This window comes from Sinorhizobium arboris LMG 14919, assembly GCF_000427465.1.
Taxonomy (GTDB): Bacteria; Pseudomonadota; Alphaproteobacteria; order Rhizobiales; family Rhizobiaceae; genus Sinorhizobium; species Sinorhizobium arboris.
Genome location: NZ_ATYB01000014.1, coordinates 1,823,021 through 1,848,638, shown reverse-complemented (window position 1 = coordinate 1,848,638; position 25,618 = coordinate 1,823,021). Strand labels below are relative to the sequence as shown.

General features: G+C 63.3%; 23 protein-coding genes. 22 read left to right on the top strand and 1 reads right to left on the bottom strand.

The window, feature by feature from the left end; all coding sequences use genetic code 11:
* Positions 1–370 precede the first annotated feature (370 nt).
* From cobU to SINAR_RS0120155, 12 genes are all read left to right on the top strand, one after another.
* Positions 371–898, top strand: a complete 528-nt coding sequence (gene cobU / locus SINAR_RS0120210; RefSeq protein WP_028000751.1) for a bifunctional adenosylcobinamide kinase/adenosylcobinamide-phosphate guanylyltransferase — start codon at positions 371–373, stop codon at positions 896–898.
* 3 nt (positions 899–901) lie between these two features.
* Positions 902–1,966: a cobalamin biosynthesis protein CobW gene (cobW, locus tag SINAR_RS0120205; protein ID WP_028000750.1), complete on the top strand. Its 1,065-nt coding sequence runs from the start codon at positions 902–904 to the stop codon at positions 1,964–1,966.
* A gap of 216 nt (positions 1,967–2,182) precedes the next feature.
* Positions 2,183–6,046 carry a cobaltochelatase subunit CobN gene (gene cobN, locus SINAR_RS0120200; RefSeq protein ID WP_028000749.1) on the top strand — a complete coding sequence of 1,288 codons (3,864 nt, stop codon included), beginning with the start codon at positions 2,183–2,185 and terminating at the stop codon, positions 6,044–6,046.
* 10 nt (positions 6,047–6,056) lie between these two features.
* Entirely contained in the window at positions 6,057–6,701 is a 645-nt protein-coding gene (cobO, locus tag SINAR_RS0120195; RefSeq protein WP_028000748.1) for a cob(I)yrinic acid a,c-diamide adenosyltransferase, read from the top strand.
* Positions 6,701–7,126, top strand: a complete 426-nt coding sequence (locus SINAR_RS0120190) for an EamA family transporter (protein WP_028000747.1) — start codon at positions 6,701–6,703, stop codon at positions 7,124–7,126. Before cobO ends, SINAR_RS0120190 begins: the two co-directional genes overlap by 1 nt.
* Before the next feature lie 204 nt (positions 7,127–7,330).
* Positions 7,331–8,494, top strand: a complete 1,164-nt coding sequence (locus SINAR_RS0120185; RefSeq protein ID WP_028000746.1) for a transporter substrate-binding domain-containing protein — start codon at positions 7,331–7,333, stop codon at positions 8,492–8,494.
* The gene (locus tag SINAR_RS0120180) at positions 8,491–9,105 is read left to right on the top strand and encodes an ANTAR domain-containing response regulator (RefSeq protein WP_028000745.1); all 615 of its coding nucleotides are present in this window, start codon (positions 8,491–8,493) and stop codon (positions 9,103–9,105) included. The genes SINAR_RS0120185 and SINAR_RS0120180 overlap by 4 nt, the downstream gene beginning before the upstream one ends.
* A complete protein-coding gene (locus tag SINAR_RS0120175) occupies positions 9,086–9,982 on the top strand; it encodes an ABC transporter permease (RefSeq protein WP_028000744.1) in 897 nt (298 codons plus the stop codon). The genes SINAR_RS0120180 and SINAR_RS0120175 overlap by 20 nt, the downstream gene beginning before the upstream one ends.
* Positions 9,982–10,902: an ABC transporter permease gene (locus tag SINAR_RS0120170; RefSeq protein ID WP_028000743.1), complete on the top strand. Its 921-nt coding sequence runs from the start codon at positions 9,982–9,984 to the stop codon at positions 10,900–10,902. Before SINAR_RS0120175 ends, SINAR_RS0120170 begins: the two co-directional genes overlap by 1 nt.
* A 41-nt stretch (positions 10,903–10,943) precedes the next feature.
* Positions 10,944–12,560 (top strand): ABC transporter substrate-binding protein, encoded by a 1,617-nt coding sequence (locus SINAR_RS0120165; RefSeq protein WP_028000742.1) that lies wholly within the window; start codon positions 10,944–10,946, stop codon positions 12,558–12,560.
* Positions 12,550–13,494 (top strand): acetamidase/formamidase family protein, encoded by a 945-nt coding sequence (locus SINAR_RS0120160; protein WP_028000741.1) that lies wholly within the window; start codon positions 12,550–12,552, stop codon positions 13,492–13,494. Before SINAR_RS0120165 ends, SINAR_RS0120160 begins: the two co-directional genes overlap by 11 nt.
* Positions 13,495–13,564: 70 nt before the next feature.
* Entirely contained in the window at positions 13,565–15,346 is a 1,782-nt protein-coding gene (locus SINAR_RS0120155) for an ABC transporter ATP-binding protein (protein ID WP_028000740.1), read from the top strand.
* A 76-nt stretch (positions 15,347–15,422) separates the two neighbouring features.
* Here the strand turns inward: SINAR_RS0120155 and SINAR_RS0120150 are convergent, their stop codons facing one another.
* Positions 15,423–16,208 (bottom strand): TSUP family transporter, encoded by a 786-nt coding sequence (locus tag SINAR_RS0120150; RefSeq protein ID WP_028000739.1) that lies wholly within the window; start codon positions 16,206–16,208, stop codon positions 15,423–15,425.
* A 323-nt stretch (positions 16,209–16,531) separates the two neighbouring features.
* Here SINAR_RS0120150 and SINAR_RS0120140 point away from each other — a divergent pair, with 323 nt between their 5' ends.
* The 10 genes from SINAR_RS0120140 to SINAR_RS0120095 all read left to right on the top strand — a co-directional run bounded on the left by SINAR_RS0120140 (position 16,532) and on the right by SINAR_RS0120095 (position 25,591).
* Entirely contained in the window at positions 16,532–16,960 is a 429-nt protein-coding gene (locus SINAR_RS0120140; protein WP_028000737.1) for a cobalamin biosynthesis protein, read from the top strand.
* Positions 16,961–17,093: 133 nt separating this feature from the next.
* Positions 17,094–17,933: a uroporphyrinogen-III C-methyltransferase gene (cobA, locus tag SINAR_RS0120135; protein ID WP_028000736.1), complete on the top strand. Its 840-nt coding sequence runs from the start codon at positions 17,094–17,096 to the stop codon at positions 17,931–17,933.
* Complete coding sequence (locus tag SINAR_RS0120130) at positions 17,930–19,219, top strand: cobyrinic acid a,c-diamide synthase CobB (RefSeq protein WP_028000735.1); 1,290 nt, start codon at positions 17,930–17,932, stop codon at positions 19,217–19,219. Before cobA ends, SINAR_RS0120130 begins: the two co-directional genes overlap by 4 nt.
* Before the next feature lie 2 nt (positions 19,220–19,221).
* Positions 19,222–20,223, top strand: a complete 1,002-nt coding sequence (gene cobD, locus SINAR_RS0120125) for a threonine-phosphate decarboxylase CobD (protein ID WP_028000734.1) — start codon at positions 19,222–19,224, stop codon at positions 20,221–20,223.
* A complete protein-coding gene (gene cbiB, locus SINAR_RS0120120) occupies positions 20,224–21,207 on the top strand; it encodes an adenosylcobinamide-phosphate synthase CbiB (RefSeq protein WP_028000733.1) in 984 nt (327 codons plus the stop codon). It begins immediately after the preceding gene.
* Positions 21,208–21,297: 90 nt separating this feature from the next.
* On the top strand, positions 21,298–21,978 hold the full coding sequence (locus tag SINAR_RS1000000134720) for a glycerophosphodiester phosphodiesterase (protein WP_336884854.1): 681 nt from the start codon (positions 21,298–21,300) through the stop codon (positions 21,976–21,978).
* Between the two features lie 173 nt (positions 21,979–22,151).
* On the top strand, positions 22,152–22,439 hold the full coding sequence (locus SINAR_RS0120110; RefSeq protein WP_010969581.1) for an acyl carrier protein: 288 nt from the start codon (positions 22,152–22,154) through the stop codon (positions 22,437–22,439).
* 174 nt (positions 22,440–22,613) lie between these two features.
* On the top strand, positions 22,614–23,090 hold the full coding sequence (locus SINAR_RS0120105) for a 3-hydroxyacyl-ACP dehydratase FabZ family protein (protein ID WP_028000732.1): 477 nt from the start codon (positions 22,614–22,616) through the stop codon (positions 23,088–23,090).
* A gap of 2 nt (positions 23,091–23,092) precedes the next feature.
* Entirely contained in the window at positions 23,093–24,295 is a 1,203-nt protein-coding gene (locus tag SINAR_RS0120100) for a beta-ketoacyl-ACP synthase (protein ID WP_028000731.1), read from the top strand.
* A 12-nt stretch (positions 24,296–24,307) separates the two neighbouring features.
* Positions 24,308–25,591 carry a beta-ketoacyl-ACP synthase gene (locus tag SINAR_RS0120095; RefSeq protein WP_028000730.1) on the top strand — a complete coding sequence of 428 codons (1,284 nt, stop codon included), beginning with the start codon at positions 24,308–24,310 and terminating at the stop codon, positions 25,589–25,591.
* Positions 25,592–25,618 lie beyond the last annotated feature (27 nt).

The window sequence follows — 25,618 nt, the reverse complement described above, 5'->3', positions numbered from 1 at the left end:
GCGGCCTCACGGAAACCGAAGGGTGCCGGAAAAGCCACTGGCGTGGCATCGTGATCAGCCGGGCAGGACGCCTCTTCTTCTACGAATCGTCCGCCCTTCGCGATGCTGCAAGCGCCGGGAAGGTGAGGCGAACCCGTTCGATCCTCTGCCGCATTGTTTTTCGGGCCGAACCGGTCCGCCGAACCCTGCGGCAACGAGGATCGTGACGCCGTGAGCCAGGAGACCTGCCATCCGTCAGGGCATTCCGCCCGAGGGGAGATGCTCCCCAACGCCAGCACGGAGGTTGTCGTGGCTCGAAGACTTTCAGTCGAACGCGTTTTTGGCGCGCCCATTCGCCATTGCCGCCGCAGTCATAACTGAGGCGAGCGGCATGGCCATTTCCAGTATCGGCCCGACCCTCGTGCTCGGCGGCGCGCGCTCGGGGAAATCTGCCTTTGCGGAAGAGCTCATCGAGACCCTCGGGTTGCCGATGCATTACCTGGCGACCGGCCGGGCCTTCGACGAGGAGATGCGCGAGCGCATCGCCCTTCACCGGGCCGCACGGCAGGGCAAGGGTTGGACGACGCATGAGGAGCCGCTCGATCTCGTGGGACTGCTTGGCCGCATCGACGAGCCCGGGCGCGCCGTCCTCGTAGACTGCCTGACCCTGTGGGTGACCAATCTGATGATGGAAGAGCGCGACGTGGCCGCCGAATTCGCCGCGCTTGCATCCTTTCTCTCCGAGGCGCGCTCGCGTCTCGTTTTCGTCTCGAATGAGGTCGGTCTCGGGATCGTCCCGGAAAACCGGATGGCGCGCGACTTTCGCGATCACGCCGGCAGGCTTCATCAGATCGTGGCGGCGAAATCCGCAGAAGTTTACTTTGTCGCGGCCGGACTGCCGCTGAAAATAAAGGGTTGATCCATGACAGTCGCAAGGGCTCAGCAGGGCAAGATACCGGCTACCGTCATTACCGGCTTTCTCGGTGCCGGCAAGACGACGATGATTCGCAACCTGCTGCAGAATGCCGGCGGCAAGCGCATCGCGCTGATCATCAACGAGTTCGGCGACCTCGGGGTCGACGGCGACGTGCTGAAGGGCTGCGGAGCGGAAGCCTGCTCGGAAGAGGATATCATCGAACTGACCAATGGCTGCATTTGCTGCACCGTTGCCGACGACTTCATCCCGACCATGACGAAGCTGCTTGAGAGAGAGTATCGGCCGGATCACATCGTCATCGAGACCTCGGGCTTGGCGCTGCCGCAGCCGCTCGTCGCCGCATTCAACTGGCCGGATATCCGCAGTGAAGTCACGGTCGATGGCGTCGTCACAGTAGTCGATAGCGCTGCCGTCGCCGCCGGCCGCTTTGCAGATGATCACGACAGGGTCGATGCGCTGCGCGTCGGCGACGAGAATCTCGACCACGAGAGCCCGCTTGAAGAGCTCTTCGAGGATCAACTCACCGCCGCCGACCTGATCGTTCTCAACAAGACGGATCTCATTGACGCCGCCGGGCTGAGGTCCGTGCGCGAAGAGGTCGCCTCCCGCATCACCCGTAAGCCCGCCATGATCGAGGCGAGGAACGGCGAGGTAGCCGCTGCCGTTCTGCTCGGGCTTGGAGTGGGTACCGAGGGCGATATCGTCAACCGGAAGTCTCACCACGAGATGGAGCATGAGGCAGGCGAGGAGCACGACCACGACGAGTTCGACAGCTTCGTCGTCGAGCTCGGCGCCATCGCCGACCCTGCCACTTTCATCGAACGGCTCAAGGGTGTCATCGCAGAACACGACGTACTTCGCCTCAAAGGCTTCGCCGACGTTCCGGGCAAACCGATGCGTCTCCTGATCCAGGCGGTCGGCAGCCGCATCGACCAGTATTTCGACCGTCCATGGGCTGCCGGCGAAACACGCCGCACGCGTCTCGTCGTCATCGGGCTGCATGACATGGACGAGCCGGCCGTGCGCGCGGCGATTTCCGCGCTCGTGTGAGGCGGTCTTGAGCGTTAGACTGAATTTCCCCTCCCAGACCGCTCCTCGCAAGGGGGAGGAGTCTGGGAGGCGTTTGCCGCAACCGCTGGCTCGTCGCCTGGGCGCTACGGTGCGGCAGGGGCAACGGGCCCGTGCGGAGCGGCTGCGCCGGGCGTGGTTTGGCCCCTCCCGCTTGTGGGGACGGGCTGGGGAGAGATCTTCGTTCCGGGAGCAATCATGCATCTCCTCCTAGCTCAAAAAGGAGCGATCGCCGACGGTAACGAGGCGATCGACCTCGGACAGAGCCCGGGCGACATATTGTTCCTGTCGGCGGCCGATACGGAGCTTGCCTCGATTGCAGCTGCCCATCGTCAGCGTGCGGGCGCAAGAAGCCTGCGTATCGCCAGCCTGATGAATTTCATGCATCCGATGTCCGTCGACACTTACATCGAACGTACGGCGAGGCATGCGAAGCTGATCGTCGTTCGGCCACTCGGTGGTGCGAGCTATTTCCGTTACGTCCTGGAGGCGCTCCACGCCGCGGCGGTTGCGAATAAATTCCAGATCGCCGTGTTGCCGGGTGACGACAAACCGGACCCGGGCGTCGACCCGTTTTCCACCGTCCCGTTGGAAGACCGGCAGCGCCTTTGGGCCTATTTCACTGAAGGCGGCGCGGAGAATGCTGGTCTTTTCCTCGATTATGCGCAGGCGTTGATCGACGGCGGCGACAAGCCGCAGCCGGCGCGACCGCTGCTCAGGGCCGGCATCTGGTGGCCAGGTGCGGGCGCGATAGGCGTCGGCGAGTGGATGGCTTTGACGGGGGGAAAAGATGGTGATGCTCCGCAGAGTGTCGTGGAAGAAAAAGACTTCCCCACCGTGGCCATCTGCTTCTACCGCGCTCTCGTCCAGAGCGGGGAGACGAAACCGGTCGAGGTGCTGATCGAGGCGCTGGCGGCCGAGGGTGTGCGGGCGCTCCCCGTTTTCGTCTCCAGCCTCAAGGATCCGGTTTCGATCGGCACGCTCGAAGCGATTTTTGCCGAAGCCGTGCCGGATGTCGTGATGAACGCCACCGGCTTTGCCGTTTCGGCACCCGGCGCGGACCGGCAGCCGACGGTGCTCGAATCGGGCGGGGCGCCCGTGCTGCAGGTCATCTTTTCCGGGTCATCGCGGGAGGCGTGGGAAGCTTCGGCTCAAGGGCTGATGGCTCGCGATCTCGGCATGAATGTCGCGCTGCCGGAGGTGGACGGCCGGGTCCTCTCCCGTGCCGTGTCGTTCAAGGCGGCTTCGATTTACGACCCGCTGGTCGAGGCCAATATCGTCGGCCACGAGCCGCTTGCCGATCGCGCCCGCTTCGCGGCACGCCTCGCCGCCAACTGGACGAAGCTGCGCCGAACCCGGCCCGGGAGCCGCCGGGTCGCCATCGTCATGGCCAACTATCCCAACCGCGACGGGCGCCTCGGAAACGGGGTCGGCCTTGATACGCCTGCCGGCACGATAGAAGTGCTGAAGGCGATGACGGCAGAGGGTTATGCTGTAGGCGATGTTCCTGACGACGGCGACGCGCTGATCCGTTTTCTGATGGCCGGGCCGACCAATGCGGCGAGCCGCGACAGGGAAATCCGCGAAACGATTTCCCTGAGTCAATACAAGGGTTTCTTCGGTGCACTTCCGAAGAAGATTCAGCAGGACGTGACCGCACGCTGGGGCGCGCCGGAGGCCGACCCCTTCTTCATCGACGGCGCCTTCGCCCTGCCGCTCGCTCGGTTCGGCGATGTGCTCGTGGGCATCCAGCCGGCGCGTGGCTACAATATCGATCCGAAGGAAACCTATCACGCTCCGGACCTCGTGCCGCCGCACGGCTACCTTGCTTTCTATGCCTATCTGCGCGAGCTCTTCGGCGCCCATGCTATCGTCCATATGGGCAAGCACGGTAACCTCGAATGGCTTCCCGGAAAGGCCCTGGCGCTTTCCGAAGAATGCTACCCCGAGGCGATTTTCGGTCCGACGCCGCATCTTTATCCCTTCATCGTGAATGATCCCGGCGAGGGCACGCAGGCCAAGCGGCGAACGAGCGCCGTCATCATCGACCATCTGACGCCACCTTTGACGCGGGCGGAGTCCTACGGACCGCTGAAGGATCTGGAGGCGCTGGTCGACGAATATTACGAGGCCGCGGGCGGCGATCCGCGGCGGCTCAGGCTGCTCGGCCGGCAGATACTCGATCTCGTGCGCGACATAGGGCTTGACCAGGACGCCGGCATCGAGAAGGGGGACAGCGAGAACCGGGCGCTCGAAAAGCTTGACGCCTATCTCTGCGACCTCAAGGAAATGCAGATCCGTGACGGCTTGCACATTTTCGGCCTGGCGCCGGAAGGACGGCTTTTGACCGATCTTACCGTCGCGCTCGCCCGTGTGGCGCGTGGCCTGGGTGAGGGGGGAGATCAGAGCCTGCAGCGCGCTATTGCGGTGGACTTGGGGTTGGGCGCGGCTTCACCTCCCTCTGTCCTGCGGGGCAGGGCAGAGGGTGGAAGTCCCCGGCGCACGCAACCCTTCGACCCGCTCGATTGCGTCATGTCCGATCCCTGGACCGGTCCGAAGCCCGATCCTCTGAGCGCCCTCTCGAATGCGCCCTGGCGCACCGCCGGCGATACCGTCGAGCGGATAGAACTGCTCGCCACGAAATTGGTTGCGGGCGAGGTGGCATGTCCGGGTGACTGGACCAACACCCGCGCCGTGCTTGACGAGGTCGAGACGCGGCTGAAGCCTTCGATCCGAAGCTCGGGCGAGGCGGAAATCAAAGGTCTCCTCACCGGCCTCGATGGCCGGTTCGTCGCTCCCGGTCCATCGGGAGCGCCGACGCGCGGCCGTCCGGATGTACTGCCGACGGGGCGCAATTTCTATTCCGTCGACAGCCGCTCGGTGCCAACTCCTGCGGCCTTTGAGCTCGGCAAGAAATCGGCGGAGCTGCTGATCCGCCGCTACCTGCAGGATCATGGCGAATGGCCGTCCTCCTTCGGGCTGACGGCCTGGGGCACCTCCAACATGCGTACCGGCGGAGACGATATCGCACAGGCTTTAGCGCTGATCGGCGCAAAGCCCGTCTGGGACATGGCCTCGCGCCGCGTGACCGGTTACGAGATCGTCCCGCTTGCCGTCCTCGGCCGTCCCCGCGTCGACGTCACCTTGCGTATCTCCGGCTTCTTCCGTGACGCCTTTCCCGAGCAGATAGCACTGTTCGACAAGGCAGTCCGCGCGGTTGGCGCTCTCGACGAGGACGATGCCGACAATATGATCGCGGCCCGTATGCGCTCCGAAGCGCGGCAGTGGGAAAAGCGGGGCGTCGACGCGAAAGAGGCTCAACGCCGCGCCTCCTATCGCGTTTTCGGTTCGAAGCCTGGCGCCTATGGCGCGGGCCTGCAGGCGCTTGTCGATGAGAAGGGCTGGGAAACACGCGGCGACCTTGCCGAGGCTTACCTTGCCTGGGGCGGCTACGCCTACGGTGCCGGTGAGGATGGAAAGGCGGAGCGCGGCCTTTTCGAAGAGCGCCTGCGCTCGATCGAAGCCGTGGTCCAGAACCAGGACAATCGCGAGCACGATCTGCTCGACAGTGACGATTACTACCAGTTCGAAGGTGGCATGAGCGCGGCGGCGGAGTATCTCGGCGGGCGGCGCCCGGCAATCTACCACAACGACCACTCGCGTCCGGAAAAGCCGGTCATCCGCTCGCTCGAGGAGGAGATCGGCCGTGTTGTGCGTGCCCGCGTCGTCAATCCGAAGTGGATCGACGGCGTGATGCGCCACGGCTACAAGGGTGCCTTCGAAATCGCCGCGACGGTCGATTACATGTTCGCCTTCGCTGCGACCACCGGGGCAGTGCGCGACCATCACTTCGAAGCCACCTATCAGGCCTTTATTGCCGACGAGAAGGTTCTCGCCTTTCTTCGCGAAAAGAACCCGGCCGCGCTTTCGGAAATATCGGAGCGGCTGCTGGAGGCGATCGACCGCGGCCTGTGGAACCCGCGCTCCAATTCGGCGCGATTTGAACTGAACAGCCTTTCCGGCGGCGCTGCGACTGACCGTCTTCTGGCCGGAAATCAGTAGGGAGGACATCATGAGCGACGAGACCGCGAATACCGGCGAACCCCTTGCCGAAAAGGACGAGGCGCGTCACGCCATGAAAATGGCGAAGAAGAAGACCGCCCGTGACAAGATCATGGCGACGAAAACGGACGAAAAAGGCTTGATCATCGTCCACACCGGCAAGGGCAAGGGAAAATCGACAGCCGGCTTCGGCATGATCTTTCGCCACATCGCCCACGGAATGCCGTGCGCCGTCGTTCAGTTCATCAAGGGCGCCATGCATACGGGCGAACGCGACCTGATCGAGAAACATTTCGGCGATATCTGCCAATTCTACACGCTCGGCGAAGGCTTCACCTGGGAAACGCAGGACCGTGCCCGCGACATTGCCATGGCGGCGAAGGCCTGGGAGAAAGCCAAAGAGCTCATCCGTGACGAGCGCAACTCCATGGTGCTCCTCGACGAGATCAACATCGCTCTGCGCTATGACTATATAGACGTCGCCGAGGTCGTGCGCTTTCTCAAGGAAGAGAAGCCGCACATGACGCATGTGGTCCTGACCGGCCGAAACGCCAAGGAAGATCTCATCGAGATCGCAGATCTGGTGACGGAGATGGAACTGGTAAAACATCCCTTCCGCTCGGGGATCAAAGGCCAGAAGGGCGTTGAATTCTGATGACGCAGAGCTGGCAGTTCTGGGCCCTGCTCTCCGCATCCTTCGCGGCGCTGACTGCCATCTTTGCCAAAATCGGTGTCGGAAGCGTCAATTCCGACCTCGCGACGCTGGTCCGAACGGGCGTCATTCTTCTCGTGGCCGCCGGTATCGTCGCGGTAACCGGACAATGGCAGCGCCCGACGGAGATTTCCGGGCGGGCCTGGCTCTTCCTCACCCTTTCCGGCGTTGCGACGGGAGCCTCGTGGCTCGCCTATTTCCGCGCGCTGAAGCTCGGCGATGCCGCCCGCGTAGCGCCGCTCGACAAACTGTCGATCGTCCTGGTTGCGCTGTTCGGCGTGCTTTTTCTCGGCGAGAAACTCAGCCTGGTAAACTGGCTCGGCGTCGGTCTGATCGCGGCTGGCGCGCTCTTGCTGGCGGTCTTCTGATGCCCACGGCCCTATAGCGCTTCTGCGCGGGCAGTTCTCCGCGGCGCCTGAGCGGCCGCGCCCACGGAAATCGGCACCGCTATGTCCATTCGTATTGACAAGTCGTATCCTGGCGCTAGGCTTGGCTGAAATTATGTGTCGGCATCTGGGCCTCGAAGAGAAACTTTGTTTCTCAGCGGGGCCCTTTTGCGTTTCGAGGGGCGGATGACGGGCATCACCTACCCGGTGGGGGTATTGTTCTCGCGAAGCGGCAGCTATGCGCAGCCGGCGAGCCAGGGCTTTCGCGGCACCATGGCAGCGATCGAGCATGTCAACGCATCCCCGCGTTTTGCGTTCAGGCTCGACGCCTTTCATCTCGATCCCGCGGGCGAGGCGGATCGCTATGCGCCGCTTTGCAGGCAGCTGATCCGCGAGCACGATGTCCGCCATGTGGTGGGCTGCACCACCTCCTGGAGCCGCAAGGAAGTGATCCCGGTCGTCGAGAAGCTCGATGCGCTGCTCTGGTATCCATGCGTCTATGAAGGTTTCGAGGTTTCCGAAAACCTTATCTACGTTGCCGCCTGTGCCAACCAGCACCTGGTACCGCTTCTCGACTATATAGCGCCGCGCTTCGGCAGCAGGGCCATGCTCGTCGGCTCGAACTATATCTGGGGCTGGGAGAACAACCGGATCGCACGCGATATTCTCCATCGCTCGGGCGGCGAGGTCGTGGGCGAGCGCTTCGTATCGATCGGAGACACGGATATCGCCCATCTCGTCGACGAGGTGCGTGAGAAGAAACCGGATTTCATCCTGAACAACCTGATCGGCCCGTCGTCATACGCCTTTCTGCGCGCCTTTCAGGCGCTCGCTGAAGCAGATGATCGCTTCCACCCGGATAAGTGCCCCGTCATCAGCTGCAACCTCTACGAGGGCGAGATTGCCGGGCTCGGACGGGCGGCTGCGGGACATTTCACGGTCAGTTGCTACTTCCACACGATCGAGTCGCCGGAAAACGACTCCTTCTTGAGAATGCTTGCGGCCCTGGACCCGGGCGCCGTCGTCGACGCCTTCTACGTGCAGGCGTTCAGTGCCGTCGTGATGATCGCCGAGGCGATAGCACGCAGCGGCAGCGACGATGCGGACCTGGTGCGCAATTCCCTGCGCGGTCAGGCAGTCGATACGCCCCTGGGAACCATCAGCGTCGACCGATGGACCAACCACGTGGAGCTGCCGGCTCATATCGGCCGCGGGCGTGCGGATGGGAGTTTCGAGATCGTAAAGCGCTCGCACGAATCCATTGCGCCGGATCCCTTCCTGACATCCACGCCGCTTGTCCGCCCGCTGGGCCGGGACGAGGGACGGCCCGATCTGAAGGTGGTGAAATGAGTTCCGTTCATAACACCCCGAATTTCGACGGCTGGCGGGCGCTCATCCTGCACCGGCCCCACCAGAACGTCGACGCCCTCTTTGCCCAATGCGCCCGTATCGGCACTGCGGCGGAACAGGCCTGGCCGGATTTTCCCAGGAATAGGTCCGCCGAAGAGTTCAACGTCCTCCTGATCGATGCAGATATGGGGCATGACGAGCAATTTCCCTGGCGTCAGGGGGAGGCGCCCTTGCCGATCATCGCGCTGATCGGCTCCGAAGCACCCGGGCGCATAGCCTGGACGATCGCGCAAGGGTGTGACGCCCAGCTCCTGAAGCCGATCGGCAGCGCCGGTCTGTACAGTGCGCTGATGGTCGCAAGCCACAGTTTTGCCCGCCGCCGCGCGCTCGATAGGGACGTCGCAGCATTGAAGGATCGCCTTGCGCGGCGCCAGGACCTCGCAGAGGCAACGGCACTGCTGATGCTTCAGAAGAACTGCGGCGCGAATGAAGCCTACCAGAACCTGCGCCTGACCGCGATGTCACGCCGCTGCAGCATCGAGGACGTCGCTGCAGCCATCATCCAGGAATTCGAAAACCACGGATTGAAGAATGCCGACCATGGTCGCTGAAACGGCACGCAGTAAAGAAAGTATGACATCGGGCGTGTGGACGCGTCTCCTGCGCAGGCCGCTTGCGCTTATCGGTTTCGCGATCATCGCCGTGGTGGTGGGCGCAGCAGCGCTGGCGCCATGGATCGTGCCCTACGATCCGCACGAGCAGTTTTTCGAGGGGCTGACCATCGAAGGCGCGCCGCTGCCGCCCAACAGCCAGTTCTGGCTGGGTACGGACCTTGTCGGACGCGACCTCCTGAGCCGCCTGATCTATGGCGCGCGCACCTCGCTCGTCATCGGCGTGGTCGCCAATGGCATTGCCGTCGTCATCGGCTCGCTCGTCGGTATTGCAGCCGGCTATTTCCGGGGCTGGGTGGACACTGTGCTGATGCGCTTCACCGATCTGATGATGGCCTTCCCGGCGCTTCTCCTGGCCATTGTTCTGGCCGCGATCTTCACCCCGAGCCTGTGGATCGTGGCGATGGTCATCGCCATGGTGAATTGGGTGCAGATCGCCCGCGTCGTCTATACCGAAACGCGCTCGGTCGCCGAGCGCGATTTCGTGACTGCAGAGCGAGCCATGGGCGCCGGCGCCGGACGCATTCTCTTCCGTCACATCCTGCCGCATCTCCTGTCCACGATCATCGTCTGGGCGACGCTCGGCATCGCGACGACGGTGCTTCTGGAGGCGACGCTTTCATTCCTCGGTATCGGCGTGCAGCCGCCCATCCCCTCCTGGGGCAACATCATTTTCGAAAACCAGACATATTTCACGTCGGCACCCTGGCTGGTGTTCATACCGGGTGCGGCGATCCTGGCGCTGGCGCTCGCCTTCAACCTGGTCGGCGATGCGCTGCGCGATGTTCTCGATCCGACGCAGCAGGGGAGGCATTGATGGCAGCCTATATCGCGCGGCGACTGCTTCAGACGGTTGTTATCCTGCTTGGCATCAGCTTAGTCACCTTCGTTCTGCTTTATCTGATACCGGCCGATCCAGCCAGACAGATCGCCGGCCGCAGTGCAACGGCTCAGACAGTGGAGAACATCCGCGAACAGCTCGGGCTGAACCTGCCCTTCTATGAGCAGTATCTGCGTTACGTCGCGGGCCTGTTGCAGGGCGACTTCGGCCGCTCCTATCTGCAGAAGACGGAAGTCTCGACTTTAATTGCATCGCGCCTTCCGGCAAGCCTCGTGCTGATGGCCGGAGCCATCACTTGTGAACTGATCTTCGGGCTCACCATGGGCATCGTCGCGGCGCTTCGGCGCGGCTCACGCACCGACGATACGCTGATGATCGCGTCTTTCGTCGGAGTGTCGGCGCCGCAATTCGTGATCGGCATCCTGCTGCTTTACGTCTTCGCCGTGAAGCTCGGCTGGTTCCCGATTGGCGGCTACGGCACCTTCGCCCACCTGGTTTTGCCCTCCGTCACGCTCGGCTTCCTGGGGGCCGGTTGGTATTCGCGCATGATGCGTTCCTCGCTGATCGAAGTGATGCGCCAGGATTTCATCCGCACGGCGCGCGCAACCGGTGCCGGTCGCGCCAAGGTCTTGTTCCGGCACGCAATGCCCAATGCGATACTGCCTGTGATCGCGATGATCGGCATCGATATCGGTCTGTTCATGTCCGGCATCGTGGTGGTGGAAAGCGTCTTCGGCTGGCCCGGCATCGGTCAGCTGGCCTGGCAGGCGATCCAGCGGGTGGACATCCCGATCATCATGGGCGTCACGCTCGTCTCTGCGTTTGCCATCGTGCTCGGCAACCTGCTCGCCGACCTCATCACACCTCTTATCGACCCACGCATCAAGCTGCGCTGACGCGGGAAGAACAAACTGCAGCATCAAGAAAGGAACTTCAGATGAGGAACTTGCTACTGGCCGGCGTCTGCGCCGCCGCACTCATGGGAAATCCCGCGCTTGCCGACGAGATCAAGCAGGGTGGCGAAATGACCGTGACCTACAAGGACGATGTCTCGACACTCGACCCGGCGATCGGCTACGACTGGCAGAACTGGTCGATGATCAAGTCGCTGTTCGACGGTCTGATGGACTACGTCCCCGGCACGACCGAGCTGCGCCCCGACCTTGCCGAATCCTACGAGATCTCGCAGGACGGCAAAGTCTTCACGTTCAAGCTGCGCCAGGGCGTCAAGTTTCACAATGGCCGCGAGCTGACGGCCGAAGACGTGAAATATTCGATCGAGCGCGTGGTGAATCCGGCGACCCAGAGCCCGGGTGCCGGGTTCTTTTCATCGATCAAGGGCTTTGAAGATGCCTCGGCCGGTACGGGGGGCGAGCTGTCCGGCATCACGGTGCAGGATCCGCACACGATCAGGTTCGAACTCACTCGGCCCGATGCCACCTTCCTCCATGTCATGGCGCTCAACTTTGCCCATGTCGTGCCGAAGGAAGAGGTCGAGAAACACGGCGCGGATTTCGGGAAGAATCCCGTCGGTTCCGGTGCCTTCAAGCTTGCCGAATGGACGCTTGGGCAGCGCCTGGTGTTCGAGCGCTTCGCCGACTACTGGAACGAAGGGCTTCCGAAGCTGGATCGAATCACCTTCGAGGTCGGCCAGGAGCCGGTCGTTGCGCTTCTTCGCCTGCAGAACGGCGAAGTCGATATGCCTGGGGACGGCATTCCGCCCGCGAAGTTCGTCGAGGTGACGAACGACCCGAACTTCAAGGATCTGATCATCCGGGGCGGCCAGCTGCACACCGGCTATGTAACGATGAACGTCAAGATGGCTCCCTTCGACAAGGTCGAGGTGCGCAAGGCTGTGAACATGGCCATCAACAAGGACCGGATCCTGCGCATCATCAATGGTCGCGCGGTGGCCGCCAACCAGCCGCTGCCGCCCTCGATGCCGGGCTATGCAAAGGACTATGCCGGTTATACCTTCGATCCCGAAGGCGCCAAGAAGCTGCTCGAGCAGGCTGGTCTCGCCGACGGATTTTCGACCGAACTCTATGTCATGAACACCGACCCGCAGCCGCGCATCGCCCAGGCGATCCAGCAGGACCTGAAGGCGATCGGCATCACGGCATCTATCAAGTCGCTCGCACAGGCCAATGTCATCGCGGCCGGCGGCGAGGAAAACCAGGCGCCGATGATCTGGTCGGGCGGCATGGCGTGGATTGCCGATTTCCCGGATCCGTCGAACTTCTATGGCCCCATTCTGGGCTGCGGCGGTGCCGTGCCGGGAGGCTGGAACTGGTCCTGGTACTGCAATGAAGAGCTCGACAAGAACGCAGCCGAAGCCGACGCCATCGTCGACCCGGCAAGGGCCACGGAGCGCGAGGCCCTGTGGCGCGACATCTACCTGAAGATCATGGAGGACGCGCCCTGGGCGCCGATCTTCAACGAGGAGCGCTTCACCATCCGCTCGGAGCGCATCGGCGGCGACGACAAGCTGTTCGTCGATCCGGTCCACATCCCCGTCCACTACGATCAGGTCTATGCAAAAGATGTGCAGTAACTGCGACTACACCATCCACGGACGTCACCACCATTACGGCTGGGATCATTCGATCCCGCCCGCGGAAACGGTGGCCCCCGGATCGCGGCTCGAGTTCAATTGCCTGGACTCCGGCTCCGGTCATTTCACCGCCGGCAGCACGGTTGCCGACGTTTCGACGATCGATTTCACGAAGGTCAATCCGGTCACCGGTCCCATCTATGTCGATGGGGCCAGGCCGGGTGACGCCCTGAAGGTGACCATCGAACACTTCAAGCCGAGCGGCTTCGGCTGGACGGCAAATATTCCGGGCTTCGGGCTCCTCGCCGACCAGTTCACGGAGCCGGCGCTGGCACTTTGGAAATATGATCCGGCTACGCTTGCTCCCGCAGCCTTTGGCGAGTTCGGCCGGGTTCCTTTGAAGCCCTTCGCCGGCACGATCGGGCTCGCGCCGGCGGAGCCGGGGCTGCATTCCGTCGTTCCGCCACGGCGGGTGGGAGGCAATCTCGACATTCGCGACCTTGCGGCGGGAACGACCCTCTATCTGCCCGTCGAGGTGGAAGGCGCCCTGTTCTCCATCGGCGACACCCATGCGGCGCAAGGCGATGGCGAAGTCTGCGGCACTGCCATCGAAAGCGCAATGGATGTGGTCGTGAAGCTCGAGGTGGTAAAGGACGCGAATCTCCGGATGCCGCGCTTTACGACGTCAGGCCCTGTCACACGGCATCTCGATGCGGAAGGCTATGAGGTCACGACGGGCGTCGGAAGCGATCTTATGGAAGGCGCGCGCGCGGCCGTGTCCGGCATGATCGACCTTCTCTGTGCGACACGCGGGATGAAGCCGGAAGAAGCCTATATGCTGTGCTCGGTCTGCGGTGACCTTCGCATCAGCGAGATCGTCGACCAGCCGAACTGGGTCGTGTCCTTCTATTTCCCGCGCGTCGTCTTCGCGTGACGAACCCGGTCCTGGCCCGCCTTGGCGGGGCAGGACGTCCTTCTGATGACATTGCCAAGGCCTCTGCCCGATGACTTCCTCTTTGCTTTCCGTGAAGGATCTGACCGTCCAGGTGGCTACGCCCACCGGGCCTAAGATCGTGGTGGAGCGTCTGTCCTTCGATCTTCTTCCCGGCAGGACGCTTTGTCTTGCAGGCGAGAGCGGATCGGGCAAATCGATGACCGCGCTTTCGCTGATGCAGCTGCTGCCGAAGCCGATGGCACGTATCGCGGGCGGCTCGGCCACTCTCGAGGGCGAGGACATATTGGCGCTTCCGGAAGCGCGCATGCGGCGGATTCGCGGGCGCAAGATCGGGATGATCTTCCAGGAGCCGATGACCTCGCTCAACCCGGTGATGACGGTTGGCAGTCAGCTGATCGGTGCGATCACCGCGCATGGAGACGCCGGCAACCGGCGTGCTGCGCGGGCGCGGGCCGTCGAACTCCTGGGTCAGGTTCAGATTCCGGAGCCGGAGCGGCGGCTCGGTCAGTATCCGCACGAGCTTTCGGGCGGCTTGCGTCAGCGCATCGTCATCGCGATGGCGCTCTCCCAGAATCCGCGGATCCTGATCGCCGACGAGCCGACGACGGCGCTCGATGTGACGGTTCAGGCGCAGATACTGGCCCTTATCCGCAAGCTGCAGGCCGATTATGGGATTTCGGTGATCATGATCACCCATGATATGGGCGTGGTCGCGGAGATGGCCGACGAGGTGCTGGTCATGAAGCACGGCCGCACTGTGGAGCATGCGGCCAGCCGAGACCTTTTCGCGCATCCGCAGGATGCGTACACGAAGGAGCTCCTTTCCGCTGTGCCGCGCCTCGGCGAAATGGAGGGAACGGACGCGCCGAAGCGTGCGGCGGGCAAGGCGGTCGGGGCAAGGTCTGCGCCGGGCGCCGAACAGCCGATGCTTGAAGTCGATAAACTTAAGGTTCGTTTCGACATCAAGGGCGGCATCCTTCAGCGGCCGGTCAAGCGGCTTCACGCGGTGGAGGGCATCTCGTTCTCCGTTCGCAAGGGTGAGACGCTGTCTCTCGTCGGAGAATCCGGTTGCGGCAAGTCGACGACCGGCAAGGCGCTTTTGAACCTTGTCCCGTGGACGGGAGACATACGGGTCAACGGACGCCCCACGGGAGGCTTGCGGGGCAGCGCGATGCGACCCATCCTGCGTGACGTGCAGATGATCTTTCAGGACCCCTACGCATCGCTGGATCCGCGCATGCGGGTCGGCGATCTGGTGGCGGAGCCGCTGGTGATCCACGGCCTTGCAAGCGGAAGCGAGCTGCGTGACCGGGTGGAGTATCTTTTCAAGCGGGTCGGACTGTCGCCCGAGCAGATGAAGCGTTACCCGCATGAGTTTTCGGGCGGTCAGCGGCAGCGCATCTGCATTGCGCGCGCGCTGTCTCTTTCACCGAAGCTCATCGTCGCAGACGAGTCCGTCGCGGCACTCGACGTGTCGATCCAGGCACAGGTGCTCGATCTCCTGCAGGACATCCAGGACGAGACGGGTGTCTCCTATTTGTTTATTTCTCACGACATGGCAGTCGTCGAGCAGATCAGCCACCGGGTAGCGGTCATGTACATGGGCCGCTTCGTCGAAATGGGCACGCGGCGGCAGATCTTCGAGAATCCGCAGCATCCCTATACCAGGAAGCTGATGGCTGCGGTTCCCGTCGCAGATCCGGGCCGAACGCGCCGCGATTTCGTTCCGAAAGCGGAGGATCTGCCAAGTCCGGTACGCGCGCTGGACTATGCGCCATCCTTTCCGCCGGCATCGGACCTCGGCGGCGGGCATCTCGTCTGGAACGGCTGAAGCGTCGGAGCGCTTGTAGGAAAAGTGGATAACGGTTTTTCGCCTGGGGGCGCGTTATCTCAGGTTGGCGGCTGGCCTACAGGGCCAGCCAGATCCGCAGCGGATGCGCCGGATCGGCGAGCAGCCGGATGGCGAGCGCGATCGAAACGACGACCAGCAACGGCTTGATGATCTTTGCGCCCTTTGCCATCGCGTAACGCGAGCCGACCTGCGCGCCCAGGAACTGGCCGACACCCATCGTAAGGCCGACCTTCCAGAGCACGACGCCGCTGAGCAGGAAGACGAAGAATGCGCCGATATTGGAACCGAAGTTCAGGAATTTCGTGTGGGCGGTCGCCTTGAGAATGCCGTAGCCCGCGAGCGAGACGAAGCCGAGCATGAAAAAGGAGCCTGTGCCCGGACCGAAAACGCCGTCATAGAGGCCGATCAGGGGCACGAAGGTGACGGTGAACAGGAAAACCGACAGGCGCCGATGCTTGTCGATGTCGCCGATATTCGGCTTGAAACCGAAGTAGAGCGCGATGCCGATCAGCAGGAACGGCAGCACCGCCTCCAGAACGTCCGCAGGAGCGACCGTCGCCAGCAATGCGCCCAATACCGCGCCTCCCGCCGACATCAGCGCCATCGGGAGCTGCTCACCGAGATTCACGTGGCCGTGCCGTGCATAGGCGATGCTCGCCGAACCGGAGCCGAAGAGGGACTGCAGTTTGTTGGTGCCGAGCGTTTCGAGCGGCGGAATCCCCGCGATCAGCATGGCCGGAATGGTGATCATCCCCCCACCGCCGGCGATCGAATCGATGAAGCCGGCGAGGAATGCGGCAGCGAAAAGAAAGAGCAGAATATGGAGGGCGAGGTCGTGCACTGGTGTCTCGAGCAAATGGGCGGCGGAGTTGCATCCGCCTTGTGTCAGAGGTCACGCCGAAATGCAAAGAATTGTCTTGAGGCCGATCCCGTGGCGGCGCGGTTTGCGACATGCGGATGGCGCAATCCGGTTTGACCGACCTGAAGCGCTCCGATAAAAATGACGATCATGCGACGGCGTCCGTTCAAACGGACTGAAAGAGCGTCCGGTGCGGCCGACCCATGCAGGGGGCTTGATCCGGTGCTGTCCGGACCGGTACGTGGCATTTCGCCGGGCCGGCGCTTCGTATGGAACGCCGACGCCGCATGGGAGCCGTACCGCATATGCCTTCCGCCGAAGGACTCATCACCGCCAAACTCGTGCTCGGCCTTGGCTGTGAGCGCAACACTGCGCCCGAAGAGGTGATTGCGCTTGCCGAACAGGCGCTCGCGCATGCCGGCGCTTCCGGCAGGGATGTCGCACTCGTCGCCTCTCTGGATGCACGGACCGACGAGCCCGCGATCCATGCGGTCGCGCGGCACTTTTCGGTACCCGCGCATTTCTTCGAGGCTGCCATGCTGGAGGCGCAATCGTCGCGTCTAAAAAATCCATCGAAGGTCGTCTTTGCCCATACGGGTTGCCACGGCGTCGCTGAGGGCGCGGCTCTGGCGGCCGCCGGGTGCGACGCGGTGCTGCTCGTGCCTAAGATCCGATCGGTGCGGGCGACGGCGGCAATCGCCGGACCGGCTGATTATGCAGGGGGAGCCGTGTGATGGTCTCGGCCGAAATTTGCAGTTTCTTTGATAAGCGGATTCAATTATCTGCCATTGTTTCCTACGCGACGACTTCAAGATTTTCCTCGGTCGGACCTGATGGGATGCCATGCTTTGCCCGGAGTATCGACCGATGACGGACATTTTTGCCGGCCTGCCTGAACTCGAGCCGGGATCGGTCTGGCTCGTCGGTGCGGGCCCGGGCGATCCCGGCCTTCTGACCCTGCACGCAGCCAATGCGCTCCGCCAGGCCGATGTGATCGTTCATGATGCGCTGGTCAACGGCGATTGCCTCAAACTCGCGAAAGGGACCGCAGCACTCGAATTTGCGGGCAAGCGCGGCGGTAAGCCTTCGCCGAAACAGCGCGACATCTCGCTGCGGCTCGTCGAACTGGCGCGTGAAGGGAAGAGGGTGTTGCGCCTCAAGGGTGGCGATCCATTCGTCTTCGGCCGAGGCGGAGAGGAGGCGCTGACCCTGGCCGAGCACCACATCCCGTTCCGCATCGTTCCGGGGATTACCGCCGGCATAGGCGGGCTTGCCTATGCCGGTATTCCGGTCACGCATCGGGAGGTCAACCATGCGGTGACTTTCCTCACGGGGCATGATTCCTCCGGCGTCGTGCCGGACAGGATCAATTGGGACGGCATTGCCAAGGGCTCTCCGGTCATCGTCATGTACATGGCAATGAAGCACATCGGCCAGATCTCGACCAATCTCATCGCCGCCGGCCGCTCGCCCGACGAGCCGATGGCTTTCGTCTGCAATGCGGCGACACCGGAGCAGGTGGTGCTGGAAACGACGCTTTCGGGCGCTGAAGCCGATGTGACCGCTTCGGGACTCGAGCCGCCGGCAATCGTCGTCGTCGGCGAAGTCGTTCGATTGCGCGCCTCGCTCGATTGGCTTGGAGCGCTCGCTGGCCGGGCGCTCGCTCCCGATCCGTTTTCGAGCCGCATCCTCCGGAATCCGGCATGAAAGGTCTCATGATTGCAGCGCCGAGCTCCGGGTCGGGCAAGACTACGGTCACGCTCGGCCTGATGCGCGCGTTGAAGCGGCGTGGGGTCTCGATCGCACCTGGAAAGGCAGGGCCGGACTATATCGATCCGGCTTTTCACACGGCCGCCAGCGGGAAGCCCTGTTTCAATTATGACCCCTGGGCGATGCGCCCCGGACTGCTCCTCGCCAACGCGGCCAATGCGACGGGTGACGGTTCGGTGCTGATCATGGAAGCGATGATGGGTCTCTTCGACGGCGCAGCGGATGGTTCGGGCGCACCGGCGGATCTCGCCGCAGCGCTTGGACTCGCAGTAATCCTGGTCGTCGACTGTGCGCGCCTCTCCCATTCCGTGGCCGCGCTGGTCGGCGGCTATGCCCGTCATCGCGACGATGTCCGCGTCGCGGGCGTCATTCTGAACCGGGTCGGCAGCGATCGGCACGAGGGAATGCTGCGCGATGCGCTTGCCGGAATAGCAATGCCGGTCTTGGGCGTGCTGCGGCAGGACGCGGCATTGAAACTGCCGGAACGCCACCTGGGTCTCGTACAGGCAGGCGAGCATGGATCGCTGGAAGCCTTCATAGACCACGCGGCAAAGTGCGTCGCGTCGGCGTGCGATCTCGACGCGATGCTCGCGGCGGCGACGGACCTGACGGCGGGAGAGACAGCGGAGACGCTAAGGCCGCTCGGCCAGCGGACCGCCGTTGCGCGCGATGTCGCCTTCGCCTTCTGCTACGAACATCTTCTTTCCGGCTGGCGCGGGCAGGGGACCGAAATCACCTTCTTCTCGCCTCTTGCGGACGAGGCGCCCCATCCGGAATCCGATGCGATCTATCTCCCCGGCGGTTATCCCGAGCTGCATGCGGAACGCCTTGCGAGCGCTTCGAAGTTCCGCGCAGGGATGCACCAGGTGGCTGGGAGCGGAGCGCGCATCTTCGGGGAGTGCGGCGGCTACATGGCGCTGGGCGAGGGACTTGTCGCCGCGGACGGTAGGCGCTGCGAGATGCTCGGGCTTTTGCCGCTCGTCACGAGCTTCGCCGAACGCAGGCGGCATCTCGGCTACCGGCGCGTGACGCCTGTCGACGACGCGTTTTTCCGGGGACCGATGACCGCGCACGAATTTCACTATGCCACGATCGTTTCGGAGGGGGCGGCTGAGCCGCTCTTCATGGTACGGGATGCGGCAGGAGTGGATCTCGGCCGCGCCGGCCTTCGACGCCGGAACGTTGCCGGCTCCTTCATGCATCTCATCGATGTATCGGAGTGATCATGGACGCTCCGATCATTCATGGCGGCGGGATCACGGAAGCCGCGGCGCATTTCGGCGGCACGCCTGAGGACTGGCTCGACCTCTCGACGGGGATCAACCCGTGTCCCGCCGCCCTGCCGGCGATCGACGCGGGCGTCTGGCACCGATTGCCGGACCGGCATGTCGAAGAGGCAGCGCGTATCGCCGCGAGTCGATACTACCGGACGGACGGGCTCATGCCCCTGCCGGTCCCCGGAACCCAGTCCGTCATCCAATTGCTCCCGCGGATTGCCGACCCGGCGAAGAGGTCTGCCATATTTGCGCCGACCTATGGCGAATATGCGCGCGTTCTGAAGGCCGCCGGCCTTGTCGTCGATTCCGTCACCTGTGCCGATGATCTCCAAGCGGGGTACGGCCTTGCCGTCGTGGTCAATCCCAACAATCCCACCGGCCGACTTATTCCGCCGGACGAAGTTCTTGCAATGGCGCAAGCGATGCGGGCCCATGGCGGCCTGCTGGTGGTGGACGAGGCCTTCGGCGATCTGGAGCCGGAGGCGAGCGTCGCCCGGCATGTCGCCGCCTGTGACAACCTCGTTGTCTTCCGTTCGTTCGGGAAATTCTTCGGCCTTGCGGGCCTCCGGCTCGGCTTTATCGTCGCGAACCCGCCGATCGAGGAGTCGTTTCGTGAGTGGCTCGGCCCCTGGTCGGTCTCAGGACCGGCACTGGCGCTGTCGGCGAAGCTGATGGAAGGCGACACGCAGCGGATCAGGGCCGGTATCGCGCAGCGCAAGGCCGCGCTCGACGCCGTGCTTTGCAGCGCCGGGCTCCAGGTCGTCGGCGGGACGGGCCTTTTCGCGCTCGTGGAACACGAGCGTGCTCACGATCTTCATGCGGCACTCTGCAAGGCACACATCCTGACGCGCAAATTCGACTACAATCCGCGATGGCTGCGTATCGGGCTGGCGCCTGACGCCGGGGGCGACCGCCGCCTCGCCGAGGCTTTGAACCGGGGGGGTGTGTAAGTGTCGGCTGAAATACTTCTCATCCTCGTCATGGCGCTGCTGGTGGATCGCGTCGTCGGCGATCCGGACTGGCTCTGGTCGCGTTTGACGCATCCGGTGGTGTATTTCGGCAACGCCGTCGAGCTCATCGACAAGGTGCTTAACCATCGGGAGGTCGCCAACGCCTGGCTGAAGGTCCGGGGTGTCGTCGGCATCCTGGCGCTGCTTGCCACAGCCATGGCCCTGGGGATCGTGCTCGCCCGGCTCTTCGATGTGCTTGGCGTCCTCGGCGCTTTGCTCGAGATTGTCACTGTAGCCGTCTTCCTCGCCCAGAAAAGCCTTGCCGACCACGTTTCCAGGGTTGCCGTCGGTCTGCGTCGCGAAGGACTTGCGGGTGGCCGCAAAGCGGTGTCGATGATTGTTGGACGCGATCCGAACACTCTAGACGAGCCGGCCGTCTGCCGTGCGGCGATCGAAAGCCTCGCCGAAAACTTTTCCGACGGCGTCGTGGCGCCGGCTTTCTGGTATGCGGTTGCCGGGCTTCCCGGTCTTCTTGCCTACAAGATGCTGAACACGGCCGACTCGATGATCGGTCACAAGAGCCCGAAATATCTTCATTTCGGCTGGGCGTCCGCGCGGCTCGATGACTTGGCGAACCTGCCCGCGGCGCGGTTCTCGGCTTTGCTGATCGCTGCCGGCGCCTTTCTCAAACGCGGTGCGGATGCGGCGCAAACCGCAATCGAGGTGGCGCGGCGGGATCACGGACTTCACCGCTCGCCCAATTCCGGTTGGCCCGAGGCTGCGATGGCAGGCGCCATCGGCGTTCAGCTTGCAGGGCCGAGAATCTATGGCGGCGTAAGAGTCGATGAGCCCATGATGAATCACGCCGGCCGTGCGGTTGCAGCCATCGAGGATATCGACGCTGCCGTCACAGTTTTCTACGCGGCCTGCTCGGTGATGGCGCTCGCCTTCGCGCTCGTCGCTTTGCCGCTTTTGCTCTTCTGACTGGGTCGGAAATGGCGATGGCTCATTCCTGGTGGACTGGTGGTCTCACGCGCAGGCCTGTTATCGTTGCACACCGCGGTGGTGCAGCGCTTGCCGCAGAAAAACACAGCAGAGGCGCTCAATGCCGCCGCTGCTGCCGGGGCGGACGCGTTCGAAACCGATGTTCGCCTGACGGCGGACGGCGCGCTTGTCTGCGTCCACGATGCCGATCTTCGCCGACTTTGCGGCGATACGCGCACAGTTGCGGAAATCGATTTGGAAACGTTGCGTCGCCTGCTCCCCGGGGTCATGACCCTCCAGGACGCGCTCGCAGCTTCCGCTTCGCTATATGTGCTCCTGGATGTCAAGCTGACAGATCAAGCGCAGCTGTCGCAGGTCATGGCGGAAGTCGCGACTGCAAACGCGATTGAACGAACAATGCTCGGGCTTCGCGGGGTCGATCTCATCGCTGCTGCCCGTACTGCTCGCAGGGACATTGCGATTCTCGCTTTTCTCGATGATCCGGACGCCTTTGCCGTAGCGCGGCGGGCCGGGGCAGACTGGTTCCGGCTTTGGCAGGGTGCAGTAACGGATGAACGCCTGGCCGGGGTCCGTGCAACGGGAATGCGGCTGGCGGTAATGGTCGGGCAGCCGCGATCAGTTCCGCTGCCTGAATATCCGCCGTTTCCCGTCGGAGTGACCGATCGTGAAGGGCTCGAAAGACTGCTCGCGATCGCTCCGGACGCAATTCTTCTCGATGATCCGCGCCTTGCCGTCGCCTCTGTCCGTTAGGGCTCTTGCCCGCTCGAAAGCCTCCTTGCAGATCGACGCCGCCCAAGCGAGGGCCTTAATCGGTCGCTGTTTAGCAACACCTTTTTCAAATCGCGGTGGCAAAAAGCCGTGGGGCATTGGCTTTTGCGGTGCATTTTTCTATAGGGTTCGCCAAGACTCGAATTTTATGAGGTATGCGCGTGACAGCTACATTCGATAAGGTTGCCGATATTATCGCGGAAACGAGCGAGATCGATCGCGAGACGATCAAGCCGGAAAGCCACACGATCGATGATCTCGGCATCGACAGCCTCGACTTTCTCGATATCGTTTTTGCGATCGACAAGGAATTTGGCATCAAGATCCCGCTGGAGCAGTGGACTCAGGAAGTCAACGAAGGCAAGGTCTCGACCGAGGAATACTTCGTGCTGAAGAACCTTTGTGCCAAGATCGACGAGCTGCGGGCCGCCAAAGCGGGTTGAGGAAAGGCGCGAAGCGGTTTTCCGCGCGGATCGCGCTTTCACTTGCGATCGGAGCCTGAGCGATCTTCCGCTGACACGGATCGGCCCTTTTCCCGATGCCGCCTGTCGCGCGCCGCGCTTGACAGGCGGCATCGGCATTTTTACTTGAGCGCGAAACGAATGGGATGAGCCCTCATGCTCCTTGAATATTTCCAGATGATCGACCGTGTCGAAACCGTCGATCTGGCGGCCGGCCGGCTTGTGGCGCGCTCGATCGTGCCGGAGAAGAGCCCGGTGTTCGAGGGGCATTTTCCCGGTTATCCGCTGGTCCCGGGCGTGCTGCTGATCGAAACGATGGCGCAGGCTTCGGGTTTCCTGGTGCTGGCCGCCACGAAATTCGCCGCAATGCCGTTTCTGATGACGGTCGACGGTGCCAAGATGCGCAGCTTCGTCGAACCGAATGCCGAGCTTGAGATCGAGGCTCTGCTCGAACATGAGGGCTCCGGCTTTGCCGTGACGAAGGCCAGAATTGCGTCGGGCGGCAAGAAGATATGCGACGCCCAGCTGAAGCTGAGAACGATCCCGTTCGACCAGGTGCCGCTGGGAGACATCGTGCGCAAGCGTGCGGAAGAGCTGGGGCTGATGGCCGCGACGGCCGGTTCGGAGAAATGAAGATGACGAAATCCACCAACGATGTGGTGATCACGGGAGTAGGCATCGTGACGAGCCAGGGCGTCGGCGCCGAGCCTCATGTGGCGCTGCTCGGCGCGGCCGAGCCGCCTCGGGTGCGCATCGAAACGGAACGCTTCGCTCCCTATCCCGTCCACCCCTTGCCGGAAATCGACTGGTCGCAGCAGATTCCGAAGCGGGGCGACCAGCGGCAGATGGAAAACTGGCAGCGCCTCGGCGTTTTCGCTGCCGGCCTGGCCCTTGACGACGCTGGTCTCAAGGACGATCTCGAAGCCTGCGGCAGCATGGACATGATCGTCGCTGCCGGCGGCGGCGAGCGCGACATCAATGTCGACTCGCTCATCGTCGACGAGGCGTTGAAGCGCAATGACCGCGAACGGCTCCTGAACGAGAAGCTAACGACCGAACTGCGTCCGACACTGTTCCTGGCGCAGCTTTCCAACCTTCTCGCCGGCAACATCTCCATCGTGCACAAGGTTACGGGTTCGTCGCGGACTTTCATGGGCGAAGAGGCCGCCGGCATTTCCGCTATCGAGACGGCGTTTGCCCGCATCAAGGCGGGGCAGTCGAGTCACACACTCGTCGGCGGTGCATTTTCGGCGGAGCGCCTGGACATCGTCCTGATGATCGAGGCGATCCAGGGGCATGCGCTCGGAGAGTGGCATCCGATCTGGTCGCGGAGATCCGAGGATGGCGGCGGAATGGTTCTCGGCTCCGTCGGCGCCTTCCTGGTTCTGGAGTCGCGCGGATATGCCGAGGCACGCGGCGCCCGCATCTATGCGACGATCGATGCGATCGCCGGCGACCGCGGCAGCCGCGAGGACGGGCGGCTCGAATCGCGTCTCAGATATCTGTCGAAACCGGCTCTGGAACTCGATCCGCAGTCGACCGTCGTCTTTTCCGGCACCTCGGGTTTCCATGACCTTGCCGGACGGGAGAAGGCGTTTCTCGAAACCGAACTCGCCGGCCGGCCTGTCCGTGCCTATGGCGGGCTCGTCGGTCACGGCATCGAGGCGCAGTTTCCCGTCGGCGTGGCGCTGGCCGCGCTTTCGCTCGGTCACGCAGCCAAGGTCCCGCCCTTCGACCCCGCGGCCGAAGCCCCGATGCTGGCGCCGGCCAAGGCGGCGGTCGTCACCACTATCGGCCATTCGCGTGGCGAAGGCATCGCCGTGCTTGCCGCGGAATAAGGAGCTCGAACCATGAGCAAGGCTTATAAGGACCACCTCGGCCGTCCGATCGTTGCCGTCACCGGCATGGGCGTCATCACCTCGCTCGGGCAGGGTCTCGAAGACAACTGGGCGGCGCTCACCGGTGGCGTATCGGGCATTCACAAGATCACCCGTTTTCCGACCGACGCTCTTTCGACCCGCATCAGCGGCACGGTCGACTTCATCGAGATTCCCGCGGAAAATGCGGTCGAGCGTTCCTATGCGATGGCGCGCGAGACGACGCTGGAGGCTTTGGCGCAGGCCGGCCATTCCGGCGACTTCAACGGGCCGCTCTTTCTGGCGGCACCGCCCATCGAGCCCGAATGGAATGCCCGCTTCGAGCTTGCCGACCGCGCTCCGCCGTCGAGCCAGCCCGGAGACGCCTATAACCGGTTCCTCGCGGCAATGCGGCAGAAGGCGGATCCGGCCTTCCACGAGGCCGTGCTTTTCGGCTCGATTTCGGAGCGCCTCGCCGATCGCTTCGGCACGCGCGGCCTTCCGGTGACGCTTTCGACGGCTTGCGCATCCGGGGCGACCGCCATTCAGCTCGGCGTCGAAGCCATCCGCCAGGGCAGGACCGACAGGGCGCTCACGGTTGCGACCGACGGCTCGGTCAGTGCCGAGGCCCTCATACGCTTCTCGCTGCTCTCGGCGCTCTCGACGCAGAACGATCCGCCGGAAAGGGCCTCGAAGCCTTTCACCAAGGATCGCGACGGTTTCGTCATCGCGGAAGGTGCCGCGACGCTCGTGCTTGAATCGTTGGAAGCAGCGATCGCTCGCGGCGCCCGCATCTACGGCATACTCAAAGGCTGCGGCGAAAAGGCCGACCTCTTCCACCGCACGCGCTCCTCGCCCGATGGCGGGCCGGCGATCGCGACCATCCGTGCGGCACTTGCCGATGCCGGCATCGACGAAGCCGGGATCGGCTACATCAATGCCCATGGCACCTCCACGCCCGAGAACGACAAGATGGAATACCTGTCGATGTCCGCGGTCTTCGGCGAACGGCTGCCGTCGATCCCGGTTTCATCCAACAAGTCCATGATCGGCCACACGCTGACGGCAGCCGGTGCGGTCGAGGCGGTCTTCTCTCTCCAGACGATGCTCACCGGCACGTTGCCGCCGACGATCAACTATCAGAATCCCGACCCGGCAATCGTTCTCGACGTCGTGCCGAACGTGAAGCGCAGCCAGCAGGTGACTGCAGTGCTGTCGAATTCCTTCGGCTTCGGCGGCCAGAACGCCAGCCTTGTCATGACCGCCGAGCCGGCCTGAGCCGCTCGAGCACATCTGCCTTCCGCA